Origin of the sequence: Rhodococcus sp. FH8, assembly GCF_019266085.1 — a bacterium.
Lineage (GTDB): Bacteria > Actinomycetota > Actinomycetes > Mycobacteriales > Mycobacteriaceae > Rhodococcus_F > Rhodococcus_F qingshengii.
In genome coordinates, this window is record NZ_LPNQ01000061.1 from 128,885 (window position 1) to 141,147 (window position 12,263).

Below are 12,263 nucleotides of genomic sequence, written 5' to 3' on the forward strand. Positions count from 1 at the left end.
TCGGCGGTCAGACCGTCAGGCAACTCGGTCCGAGCAATGCCTTCAGGTCGCCCATCAGTGCCGAGGACGGTTCGACCCGAAGGACGTCGTCGACCTTCCACAAGCTGATTTCGGTTCCGCCGATCAGTCGGACATGGACATCGGACGTCCCCGGATGCCTGGTCAACACCTGCTTGAGAGCACTGAGCTTGTCCTTGGTGCATTGCCGAAGCGGCAGCGAGACCGACAGCGGACGCGCAACCCCGATCGCCGAAATATCAGGTACCGCAAGGTCGTTGCCGATCAGTGACATCCGATCGTCTCGGATCGAGACGCGAGCCTTGACCAACACGATGGCATCCTCGGCGATGTCCATTCCGTACACGGCGTACGCCTGCGGGAAGAACAGCACCTCGATTCCACCCACGAGATCTTCGAGCTGCACGATGCACCAGGTCAGACCGTTCTTGTTGACCCGGCGGTCCACCGAGGCGATGATGCCGCCGAGAGTTACCTGGGCACCGTCCTGAACGCCGCCTTCCAGTATCGCGGCGATGGACGTGTCGGACTGCTGCCGAAGAATGTGCTCGACGCCGTTGAGCGGGTGACCGGAGACATACAGCCCCAGCATCTCTCGTTCGAGCGCCAGGCGATGCTTGGAATCCCACTCTTCGTCAGGAATCTTGACGTCGAACACCGAGGTGATCGACTCGTCCGCCTCGGCACCACCGAAGAGGTCGAACTGTCCGATCGCCTCCGCCTTCTTGGTGCTCATCACGGAATCGATGGCGTCGGCATGAACCAACATCAGGCCCTTGCGCGGATGACCCAACGAGTCGAAAGCACCGGCCTTGATGAGCGATTCGGTGACCTTCTTGTTGCAAGCCATCGCGTCGATCTTGCCGAGATAGTCGGAGAAATCTGTGAACTTCGACTTCTCGGTGCGCGCCTTGATGATCGAGGCGACGACGTTGGCGCCGACGTTGCGCACCGACCCCATACCGAAACGGATGTCGTCGCCGACGGTCGCGAAGTCGACGCGTGACTCGTTGACGTCCGGCGGGAGAACGGTGATGCCCAACTTGCGGCAGTCGGCGAGATAGATCGCGGACTTGTCCTTGTCGTCACCGACGGAGGTCAGCAGACCCGCCATGTACTCGGCCGGGTAGTTCGCCTTGAGGTACGCAGTCCAGTACGACACGAGTCCGTAGCCGGCGGAGTGCGACTTGTTGAACGCGTAGCCGGCGAAGGGAAGGACCGTGTCCCACAGCGCCTTGATGGCGGCTTCGCTGAAGTTGTTGTCCAACATGCCCTGCCGGAAGCCGGCGTAGGCCTTTTCCAGCTCGGACAGCTTCTTCTTACCCATCGCGCGACGCAGCAAGTCGGCCTGACCCAGGGTGTACCCGGCCACCTTCTGCGCCAGTTGCATGATCTGCTCCTGGTAGATGATCAGGCCGTAGGTCTCGGAGAGGATCTCCGCGAGCGGCTCCTCCAGTTCGGGGTGAATCGGCTTGACGTCTTCCAAGGCGTTCTTGCGCTTGGCGTACGAGATGTGGGCGTCCACACCCATCGGTCCCGGTCGATACAGCGCCAAGGCGGCGACGATGTCGCCGAATCCGGTGGGCTGCATCAGTTTCAGCAACTCGCGCATACCGCCGCCGTCGAGCTGGAACACACCGAGAGTGTCACCGCGGGCGAGCAGTTCGTATGTTGCCGCATCGTCCATCGGCAAAGTGTCGAGGTCGAGGTCGATGCCGCGGTTGGCTTTGATGTTCTCGAGCGTGTCGCCGATGACCGTGAGGTTTCGCAGACCGAGGAAGTCCATCTTGAGCAGGCCGATGGCTTCACACGAAGGGTAGTCCCACCCGGTGATGATTGCGCCGTCCTGGGCGCGCTTCCAGACCGGGATTGCGTCGGTGAGCGGTTCGGACGACATGATGACCGCGCAGGCGTGCACACCGGCGTTACGGATCAGCCCCTCCAGACCCACCGCAGTCTTGTAGATCTTCGCGACGTCCGGGCTGGAGTCGATGAGTGCTCGAACCTCGACGGCCTCCTTGTACCGCTCGTGCTTCGGATCGGTGATACCGGAGACAGAGATGTCCTTGGCCATGATGGGCGGCGGGAGTGCCTTGGTGATCTGATCGGCGATGGCGAAGCCCGGCTTGCCGAACTGGACGCGTGCCGAGTCCTTGATGGCAGCCTTGGTCTTGATGGTGCCGAAGGTGATGACCTGGGCGACCTTGTCGTTGCCCCACTTGTCCGTCGCGTAGCGAACCATCTCGCCGCGACGGCGATCATCGAAGTCGATATCGATATCGGGCATGGACACACGCTCGGGGTTGAGGAATCGCTCGAACAGCAACCCGTACGGGATGGGGTCGATGTTGGTGATACCCATCGCGTAGGCCACCAACGAACCGGCAGCCGATCCACGGCCGGGCCCGACACGGATCCCGACGTCCTTGGCGTGGTTGATCAGGTCGCCGACCACGAGGAAGTAGGCCGGGAAGCCCATTTCGTTGATGACGCCGATCTCGTAGTCGGCGCGGGCGAGGTACTCCTGCGGCGGTCCGCTCGGGAATCGGCGATCGAGTCCGCGCATCACCTCGGCGCGCAGGAAGGTCTGCTGCGTGTGTCCCTCCGGGACCGGGAAGATCGGCATGCGGTCGTGGAACGCCCACACGTCCTCGTACGACTGCACACGCTCGCCGATTGCAACGGTGTTGTCGCATGCCCCCGGTACCTCGTTGTCCCAGATGGCGCGCATCTCGGCAGCGGACTTGAGGTAGTAGCCGTCGCCGTCGAACTTGAAGCGAGTGGGGTCGGAGAGCGTCTTGCCGGTCTGAATGCAGAGCAGCGCCTCGTGATTCTCGGCGGCGTCCTTGGTGACGTAATGGCAGTCATTGGTGGCAAGTGGCGGAATACCGAGTTGCTTGCCGATGTCGAGCAGACCCTCTCGCACACGGCGCTCGATCGAGAGACCGTGATCCATCAGTTCGAGGAAGAAGTTGTCCGGGCCCCAGATCTCCTGCCACTTCGCGGCAGCTTCGAGAGCCTCGCGATCGTGACCGAGACGAAGGCGGGTCTGGATCTCACCGGACGGGCAACCCGTGGTCGCGATGATGCCCTCGGCGTGCGCGGCGATGAGCTCCTCGTCCATCCGTGGCCATTTACCGAGCTGGCCCTCGATGGACGCGAGCGACGACAGCTTGAAGAGGTTGCGGAGTCCGGTCGCGTTCTCGGCCACCATCGTCATGTGGGTGTACGCACCGCTACCGGAGACGTCGTCGGACTTCTGGCTGCGATCGCCCCACAGAACTCGCTTGGTGTTGAAGCGAGACTCGGGTGCGATGTAGGCCTCGATGCCGATGATCGGCTTGATGCCGGCGCTCTTTGCCTCGTTGTAGAACTGGCTGGCGCCGTACATGTTTCCGTGGTCGGTCATGCCGACTGCGGTCATTTCGAGACGAGCGGCCTCCTCGAACATGGCGCCGACCTTGGCCGCACCGTCGAGCATCGAGTACTCGGTGTGATTGTGAAGATGTACGAACGAGTCAGCCACGTGCGCCTCTCTGAAGGTCTGGGAGCGAGATCGAGTGTATGCCGCGCTGCCGACACGACCGGCGACCGACGTAGCGGAGTCGCCGTGCGCCGCCTCCGGTCACGTGACCGGAACCTCGGGTTCGGCGCTCGACCTCACCGAACGCCGCGAACGTCGACTGGCGACGAAGGTGTCTGTCGTGAAGATCACCAGTGCAGCCCAGATCAGAACGAAGCCGATCCACCGTGACGCCGGCATGTCCTCGTGCATGACGGCCACACCCCACGCCATCTGGAGCGCCGGGGTGAGGTACTGCAGCATGCCCATCGTCGCCAACGGAACTCTCTGAGCGGCGACGCCGAACAGGAGCAGCGGCAGCGCGGTGACCGGGCCGGCGGCAAGCAGCAACAGGCTGTGCCCGGTACCGCTGCTGATGAATGCACCGGCCCCGGTCAGGCCGAGAAACACGAGGTAGCCGACCGCGAACGGTGCGGCAACGACTCCCTCGGCAGTCAAACTGGTTCGAGGATCGAGCGGAACCACCTTCTTGACCAACCCATAGGTGGCAAACGAGCCGGCGAGCAGCAAAGCGACGATCGGAGGTTTCCCGAAGTCGACCGTGATCACCACAACTGCCGTGGCAGCGAGAACGAGCGCGGCGATCTGGGCGGGACGCAATCGTTCGCGGAAGATCACGACGCCGAGCAGAACGGTGACCAGCGGGTTGATGAAGTACCCGAGAGCCGCCTCCACGACGCGGCCTGACACCACGGCATAGATGTACGTCCCCCAGTTCACGGCGATCGCCGCAGACGCCGCGGTCACCAGCAGCCAGGTGCGTGCGCTGATTCCGCGAAGCGATCCGAGGCGGCCGGCAAAGGCCAACACGATCAGCATCAACAGAAGGGTCCACACCACCCGGTGCGCCAGGATCTCGACCGGATCGGCGAAGTCGAGTAATCCGAAGAAGGCCGGGAACGTTCCCCACAACAGGAAAGCCGCCACACCGTAGAAGATCCCCGAGGACGAACGGGACTCAGCGCGTTCGTCCTTGTTCACAGAACCGGAGTTCACGGGACCGGTCCGTCGTCGGGGCCGGGAGCAACGACGTCCACGTACTCCGGCAGCAAGGGACGGACGGCTGCCAACCACGGCGAGGCGTCGGACGGCAACGCTTCCACTGCACGGACGTTCGAGTCATGTTCGATCGCTTCGAGTCCTTCGGGAGTAGCTCGCACCAGCACGCCCACCGCGCAGGCGCACCCGGCGGACAATTGCTTCGCCGACGCGAGCGCCACCTGTTGCTGGCGATCGGTGTCGCCGCCGAGCGAGACCAGTCGCGTGGCTGCAACACCGGGCGATCTGCGCACTGCTTCGTCGTTGTCGGGAACGGGCACCGACATGAGCGGCGTCTGGACGCGCTCGATCGGAACTCGGAACATGACCCTGGACACGCGAACGCCCGAGACCTCAGCGCCCGGCACCTGAACACTGCTGGTCGACGTGATGACCTCGCCGACGGTGAGTGCCTTCGTGAACGAGACCAACGCCCACACCGGCCCGTCGACCGACGCAACAGAATCTCGCGCTCGGTCGAGGTAGTCCGGGACAGCTTCCCCACTGTCCGGACCCAGAGTGTCCGTCCGGATCGGCGGGGTCGGCACGGGATTCGCGAACCCCACGCCCACCACCGCCGCCACACCGACCACCACCGCGACGACGGCCAGCGCGGGGGTAAGCCCGCGCGGTGTCATGAGGACCGGAGAACTTCGAGTGCGTGTTCGAGATCCTTCGGGTACTTGCTCTTGATCTCGACCCAGCGACCGTCCGCCGGATGTGCGAATCCAAGAGACACGGCGTGCAGCCACTGGCGCTCGAGGCCGAGCCTTTCGGCAAGTCGAGGGTCCGCGCCGTAAGTCAGGTCGCCGCAGCACGGATGGCGCAACGCCGAAAAGTGGACACGGATCTGGTGTGTGCGACCGGTTTCGAGGTGCACGTCCAGCAGACTCGCTGCCTGGAACGCCTCGATGGTGTCGTAGTGCGTGACGCTGGGCTTGCCGTCGGCCGTGACCGTGAATCGCCAGTCGTTCCCGTGATGGCGTCCGATGGGCGCGTCGATCGTTCCGCTGCTCGGGTCGGGGTGTCCCTGCACGAGAGCGTGGTAGCGCTTGTCGATGGTCCGCTGCTTGAAAGCGCGCTTGAGCAACGTGTACGCGCGCTCGGATGTGGCAACCACCATGACACCCGACGTTCCGACGTCCAGGCGGTGGACGATGCCCTGACGCTCGTGGGCACCGGACGTCGAGATGCGGAAACCGGCCGCGGCAAGTCCGCCGATGACGGTCGGTCCCGTCCACCCGACGCTAGCGTGCGCGGCAACTCCGACGGGCTTGTCGACTGCCACGACGTCGTCGTCGGCGTAGAGGATCTCCATTCCCTCGACCGGTGTCGCTTCGATGGTCAGGGGCCGCGGCGGTTCGGGCAGGACTACCTCGAGCCACGACCCTGCGGTCAGACGATCGGACTTGCCGACGGCCACACCGTCGACGAGTACCGAGCCTTCTTCCGCGAGTGTCGCGACCACGGTGCGCGAGAGTCCGAGAAGGCGCGCGAGGCCGGCATCGACGCGCATGGCATCGAGACCGTCGGGCACTGGCATCGAACGGGATTCCCTCACTTGGTTTCTCCCTCGGCTGCAGCCTTCGATTCGGTGAGCTTCTTGTCGTCCGCCTTGTGATCACGCAGGCGTTCACCGTTGGGTTCGAAGCCGAACAGTGTCAGGACGACGAGCAGAATCGCGCCACAGACGATCGCGGAATCCGCGATGTTGAACACCGGCCACCAGCCGACGGAGACGAAATCCACCACATGTCCGCGCATGATTCCGGGAGAGCGGAAGAATCGGTCGACGAGGTTACCCAGCGCGCCGCCGAGAACGAGGCCGAGACCGAGCGCCCACCACGGTGATCGGAGCGTGCGACCGATCTTGATCACACCGATGACCACACCGATTGCGACGAGAGTGAGGATCCACGTCATCGACGTCGCCATCGAGAACGCTGCCCCCGGATTGCGCACCATCGTGAATGTGACCACGTCACCGATGATTTCGATCGGCTGCCCCGGTTTGACCGCGGCGACTGCCCACACCTTCGTGAGAATGTCCGAGAGCAGGATGACAGCGGCGATGGCAATGAGCATGGTCAGCCGGCGGGGCTTTTCGACCGGCGCAACCGCCAGGTCACCGTCTTCCGATTTCACGGCTTCCGGTTTCACGGTTTCGGGCTCGTCGGCCTTCGAGATTTCGGTAATCGGCTGATCCTCCGCGTTGACATCTCGGTCTGGGTGGTCTGTACTCACGCAACCATCATCCCTCATGTTCACCGCACCGGGTCACGCACTCTGCAACTGCGGCTAGCCTGGAGCGCGTGCCACTGCTGTCCACGACCGGCCGACGCGTTCCGTTCGCCCTCGCTGCCCTCGCTCTCACCACCGTTCTCACCGCTTGCGGCGACTCGGATCAACCTCCGAACACCCCGACCTCCTCGCCGAGTGAGGTGACTGTTCCGGTGACCGCCGCGACGGTCGAAGTTCTCGAGGCGGGAAGCGAGCCGCGCGAGGTTTTGCGTACGAACTTGCCTGTCGGCACCACGCAGACGGCGACGCTCGTCACCCAGGCCGTCGTGAGTCAGCAGATCGATCAACAACCGGCGCAGGATTTCTCTTCGCCGGAGATCACGATCCCGCTCTCGGCAAACGTGACCGCTGACGATCCCACCGCAGTCGTTGACCTCACGCTGTCGTCGATGACCTCGCCCGATGCAACGCTGCAGGCTGCGCTGAGCGGGGCCGACGGGTCTGCGGCCGGATTGTCGGTCACGGATTCGGGCGCCATCACCGCCCTACGGTTGAAGCCCTCCGCCAACTCGGCCAATGCTGCCCGCGCTGCAATCGAACAAGCGCTGGGCCAAGCGGTCTACCGGACCGTTGCACTCCCCGACGCTCCGGTCGGTGTCGGCGCACGTTGGGTGGTTCGGCAGCAAGTCAGCAGCGAAATCCTGCTCGATCAGACAACCACCGTCACGCTCACCGCGCGCGAGGGCAATCGGCTTTCGCTCGCGGTGGACGTATCGCAGACCCCGCAGAGCCCGGTCTGGAACCTGGCTGGTGACGCCGGAACGCTGAACATCGATCAGTACGTCATGGCCGGCTCCGGAAACCTCACCGTCGACCTCTCACTCCCCTTGCCGATCGACGGACAGATGACCGTCGGCGGCGACCAGGCATACGGCGACCCGGACAGCTCCTCGGTGATCCGGCAGACCATCTCCAACAGCATTCGGTGGGAATCGTGACACGCCGGTCGCTTCTCGCACTTGGTCTGACCGCAACGGCGGCACTGTTCGTCGTGACCGGTTGCGGCTCGGACGACTCGCCTGGTGCCGACACGACTACGCAGGTTTCCGCCCCACAGGTCGGCTTGGCGCCGTTCACGGCTGCTCCGGCCGCACCGCTGAGCGGGGCGCCTCTCGACCGTGACGGCCTGCAACGAGCCGCGCTCACCCTGTCCGAGCTACCTGCCGACTTCGACATAGTTCCCGACCCGGTCGACGACCTCGGCCTCGCACCGGCGCCGGAGAGTTCGGAGGCGGACAAGTCGAGCACCGACCCCGCCGTCTGCGCCCAGGTTCTGGCGCCGATAGCCACCCAGGCTCCCGGATCGGTCGCCGACCTCTCCGACATGTTCACCGGCCCCGATTTCACGAGCATCGATCAGGACTCTGCTTCGTACGCCGACGGCACCGCGGCAGCAGCAGCTTTCGAGAAACTTCAGACCACGCTGGCCGGGTGCGCGGAATATTCAGGAACCGATGCCGACGGAACGACAATCACCTATCGCGTCGGCGGAGCGTCGGACCCGAACGTCGGCGACGCGTCTTTCGCTTTCCGAATCATCACGGAGAGTGGCGGTTTCACCTTGGTCGCCGATGCGATCGTGGCCGCAGTCGGGACCACGTTGACCCAGGTGTCCGCAACTGCGCCGAGTCCGATCGCCCCCGACGTGCTGCACTCGATGGCATCGGCCGCCGCCGATCGCCTGCGCGCACAAACGCCCTGACAACGAGCGGATTGGTCGCGTCTCGGCCTTTCGCGAATGATTCGGGACCACAGACCCTTTGACAACTGCCCGTCCACACTGAACGGTGAGAGTAGGTACGAAACAGACCAACGCGACACACTGATGTGAGGAGCCAGAGTTCATGCCGGAACCCAGAAGGTCAGATCACACCGATTACGTAGCCGTCAATCCGATCTTCTCGAGGCCTGGCGAGGATTCGGTTGCATCGAAGTACACACTCGAACCCGACGGCATGCTTCCCGAGACCGCGTATCAGATCGTCCACGACGAAACGATGCTCGACGGCAATGCGCGGCTCAATCTCGCGACGTTCGTCAGCACGTGGATGGACGATCACGCCACCAAACTGTATGCCGAGTCGTTCGACAAGAACATGATCGACAAGGACGAGTATCCGCAGACCGCCGCGATCGAAACCTATTGCTGGCGCATCCTTGCCGACCTCTGGCACTCGCCCTCCCCCAAGGACGCAATCGGCACCTCGACGATCGGTTCGTCCGAAGCCTGCATGCTCGGCGGCCTGGCGATGAAACGACGCTGGCAGCACGCACGAAAAGCCGCGGGCAAGTCCACCGAAAAGCCAAATCTCATCATGAGTTCCGCGGTCCAGGTGTGCTGGGAGAAGTTCTGCAACTACTGGGACGTCGAAGCGCGTTACGTGCCGATCAGCGAGGAACACCGCACCCTCGACGGTCACGATCTGGACAAGTATGTCGACGAGAACACCATCGGCGTCGTCGCGATCATGGGCGTCACGTACACCGGGATGTACGAGCCGGTCCTGGAAATCTCGAAGGCACTCGATGCGATCCAGGCGAAGACGGGACTCGACGTCCCCATCCACGTCGACGGCGCTTCCGGTGCGATGATCGCACCGTTCCTTCAGCCCGAACTCGAATGGGATTTCCGACTACCGCGCGTCCACTCCATCAACACCTCGGCGCACAAGTACGGGCTCGTCTACCCCGGCCTCGGCTGGGTGGTCTGGCGATCGCAGGATCTACTTCCCGACGACCTCGTCTTCAAGGTGAGCTACCTCGGCGGCAGTATGCCGACCTTCGCACTGAACTTCTCGCGTCCCGGCGCTCAGGTGATCCTGCAGTTCTACTTGTTCCTGCGTCTCGGCCACGACGGCTATCGCGCGATCCAGCAGTCCTCACAGGACGTGGCGAAATTCCTCGCCGAAGGAATCGGGAAGCTCGACGCCTTCGAATTGTGGAACGACGGTTCCGACATCCCGGTCTTCGCGTGGCGCCTCGCCGAGGGCCACACGTCCAACTGGACGCTGTACGACCTCTCGGACCGGTTGCGAGGCAAGGGCTGGTTGGTGCCGGCCTACCCCATGCCGGACGATCTCGCGGATCTGACAGTGCAGCGCATCGTGGTTCGTAACGGACTGAGCATGGACCTGGCGGCCAATCTGCTGCGCATCATCGAAGAGGAAACCGCGTTCCTCGACGAACTGGACAGCCCGATGCCGCGGCCGCGCGTCACCGAGGGATTCCATCACTGACGTCGCTTACCACGTGAAGAGCGGCCGCCCACTCCACTTCGGGAGTCGGCGGCCGCTCTGGTGTTTCAGGTGTTACCGAGAGATCAAGCAGCGCAAGCCGGCGAGGTCAGACCTGCAACGCCGACGATCTGGCAAGCGGTGGTCTTCGAGAGCTTCCAGACGCCGTCTTCGTAGACGAACGACGCCTGCAGGCCCTGCTGCAGCGGCTGGCCGTTGACGACGATGTTCAGCGAAGCTGCTGCCGTCTCGCTGCCCGTGTCGGTGACCGGGTCGAGGATCTCGACCTGCGCGCCGGCAGCCTTGGCGGCAGCGGCGACCTGGTTGATCAGCTCGGGATCAGCCTCGGCGCCCTGGACGAGGTTGACCTTGTCTGCGGCCGGAACGCTCTCGTCGAGTGCCTGAGCGACCTTGGCGTTGAGCTCAGGGGCGGTCGGCAGAACAACCTCGGACGTGGGTGCCGCAGAGGTGGTGGTCGTGGGCTTCGCCGAAGTCGTCTTGTCGGAGTCTCCTCCGTCTGAACCACACGCGGTCATCGTCAGGGCTGCTGCGATCGCCACGGCTGCAACGGTCATCTTCTGAAGCTTCAACTTCTCAGTCCTATCCATTCGGGTGTTCACATTCGAGCGTCAGTCGAACATCGTGCTTGCTCGAGGATCGTCGACAACATTACCCAACGGTAAGCGGAAAAAGTCTAAGGACATCCTCAGAGAAGGCTGTCGACCGCATCTGCTACCTCGAGCACCTCATCGGATTCGGCAAAGGTTTTGGCGATTCCCGTTCCGCTGGAACGGGTTTCGAAGCGAACGGTGACCACACCGTGCCCGGCGCCCTGCACCCAACCGTGTCCGTATTCTGGATGCTTCACGTCCAAACCGGGGTGCCAGTAGCGCTGAGGGACACGTGCTGCCACCGGAACGTCGAGTTCGGCCTCATCGAGGGCACCCGTGAGAGTCTCGACCGGATAGCCGGGAACATCCTGATCCAACTCGGGAAAAAGTGATCCTTGCCGAACGGTGGACAAACCGGCGAATCCCACACCGACCAGGCGAATCGGCCCCAATTCCTGTGGATCGATGACCTGTTTCTGCGCAGTCGCAATGAGGATTTGGCGGTCGATGGTGGCAAACGGCAGCGTCACGGATCGAGTCAAGATACTCATATCGGACTTCTTGAGCTTCAGTACGACGGTGCGAGCAGCTCTTCCGTCCTTCTCCAGCCTGGAAAATGCTGCGCGACCACTACTTTCGACGGCCGCGCGCAGTTGCGCCATGGTGACGATGTCTGCGGCGAACGTGGATTCCGCGCTGATCTGCTTGGATTCGGCACGCTCCGCGACCGGTCGATCGTCGATCCCCTGCGCAAGCCGATGCAACCCCGGACCGACAGTGGTTCCCAGTATCGACGCCACCTCCGCTATGGGAGTGCGGGCAAACCCTCCGATGGTTTCGATGCCGAGACGCTTGAGCTTTTCCTCGGCAACAGGGCCGATCCCCCAGAGCTTTCGCACCGGCAGTGGATCGAGCAACTCGTGCTGCATCCCGGGAGGAATCACTGCGACGCCGTCGGGCTTTGCCAGTCCCGACGCGATCTTGGCGACCTGCTTACCTGCGCCGGCCCCGATCGAAGCGACCAACCCGGTCTCGGCTTTGATCAACGCCCGCAGGTCCTCGCAAAACGCGCGGACCTCGTCAGCTCCGACACCGGCCAACTCCACCGGTTCCCCGAAAGCCTCGTCCACCGACAGTTGCTCGAGGATCGGCATACGAAGGCGCAACGCGTCGAACGTGCGTTTACTGAGAACCGAGTACAGGGACATCCGTGGCGGCAATACCACCGCTCCACCACCGACCATCCGGCGTGCTTGATGCATCGGCATTGCCGATCGCGCACCGAAAACTCTCGCTTCGTAACTTGCCCCGGCCACCACCCCGCGCCCGCCCAAGCCGCCGACCAGCACCGGGCGACCTCGCAGAGTGGGACGCGTCAACTGCTCGGCGGAAGCGAAAAACGCATCCATGTCGAGATGCAGCACCCACCTACGACTTCGTGTGGGATCACCTTGATTCATCGGGCGTTACGGTTCTCTC

At 63.5% G+C, this 12,263-nt stretch carries 10 protein-coding genes; 3 read left to right on the forward strand and 7 right to left on the reverse strand.

From position 1 onward, the window contains the following. Window positions 1-7 precede the first annotated feature (7 nt). From dnaE to lspA, 5 genes are all read right to left on the reverse strand, one after another. Window positions 8-3,544, reverse strand: coding sequence for a DNA polymerase III subunit alpha (dnaE, locus tag ATN38_RS12095; protein WP_003941755.1), 3,537 nt, complete (start codon window positions 3,542-3,544; stop codon window positions 8-10). A 99-nt stretch (window positions 3,545-3,643) separates the two neighbouring features. Next, window positions 3,644-4,597, reverse strand: coding sequence for an EamA family transporter RarD (gene rarD / locus ATN38_RS12100; protein ID WP_371735110.1), 954 nt, complete (start codon window positions 4,595-4,597; stop codon window positions 3,644-3,646). Further along, window positions 4,594-5,277 (reverse strand): hypothetical protein, encoded by a 684-nt coding sequence (locus ATN38_RS12105; protein WP_073512223.1) that lies wholly within the window; start codon window positions 5,275-5,277, stop codon window positions 4,594-4,596. The genes rarD and ATN38_RS12105 overlap by 4 nt, the downstream gene beginning before the upstream one ends. Then, window positions 5,274-6,200 carry an RluA family pseudouridine synthase gene (locus ATN38_RS12110; RefSeq protein ID WP_007733161.1) on the reverse strand — a complete coding sequence of 309 codons (927 nt, stop codon included), beginning with the start codon at window positions 6,198-6,200 and terminating at the stop codon, window positions 5,274-5,276. The genes ATN38_RS12105 and ATN38_RS12110 overlap by 4 nt, the downstream gene beginning before the upstream one ends. Next, window positions 6,197-6,883 carry a signal peptidase II gene (lspA, locus tag ATN38_RS12115; RefSeq protein ID WP_003941684.1) on the reverse strand — a complete coding sequence of 229 codons (687 nt, stop codon included), beginning with the start codon at window positions 6,881-6,883 and terminating at the stop codon, window positions 6,197-6,199. Before lspA ends, ATN38_RS12110 begins: the two co-directional genes overlap by 4 nt. A gap of 68 nt (window positions 6,884-6,951) precedes the next feature. On the opposite strand from lspA, the gene ATN38_RS12120 reads away from it, so the two are divergent. The 3 genes from ATN38_RS12120 (at window position 6,952) to ATN38_RS12130 (ending at window position 10,176) form a co-directional block, all read left to right on the forward strand. Then, window positions 6,952-7,878, forward strand: a complete 927-nt coding sequence (locus ATN38_RS12120) for a hypothetical protein (RefSeq protein WP_003941753.1) — start codon at window positions 6,952-6,954, stop codon at window positions 7,876-7,878. Next, window positions 7,875-8,642 (forward strand): sensor domain-containing protein, encoded by a 768-nt coding sequence (locus ATN38_RS12125; protein WP_228401058.1) that lies wholly within the window; start codon window positions 7,875-7,877, stop codon window positions 8,640-8,642. The genes ATN38_RS12120 and ATN38_RS12125 overlap by 4 nt, the downstream gene beginning before the upstream one ends. A gap of 142 nt (window positions 8,643-8,784) precedes the next feature. Beyond that, window positions 8,785-10,176, forward strand: coding sequence for a glutamate decarboxylase (locus ATN38_RS12130; RefSeq protein ID WP_042921836.1), 1,392 nt, complete (start codon window positions 8,785-8,787; stop codon window positions 10,174-10,176). Window positions 10,177-10,259: 83 nt separating this feature from the next. Here the strand turns inward: ATN38_RS12130 and ATN38_RS12135 are convergent, their stop codons facing one another. Together ATN38_RS12135 and ATN38_RS12140 are read right to left on the reverse strand one after the other, a co-directional pair. Then, a complete protein-coding gene (locus ATN38_RS12135) occupies window positions 10,260-10,748 on the reverse strand; it encodes a hypothetical protein (protein ID WP_371713249.1) in 489 nt (162 codons plus the stop codon). Window positions 10,749-10,879: 131 nt separating this feature from the next. Continuing rightward, window positions 10,880-12,244, reverse strand: coding sequence for a DNA polymerase IV (locus tag ATN38_RS12140; protein WP_042452844.1), 1,365 nt, complete (start codon window positions 12,242-12,244; stop codon window positions 10,880-10,882). Window positions 12,245-12,263 lie beyond the last annotated feature (19 nt).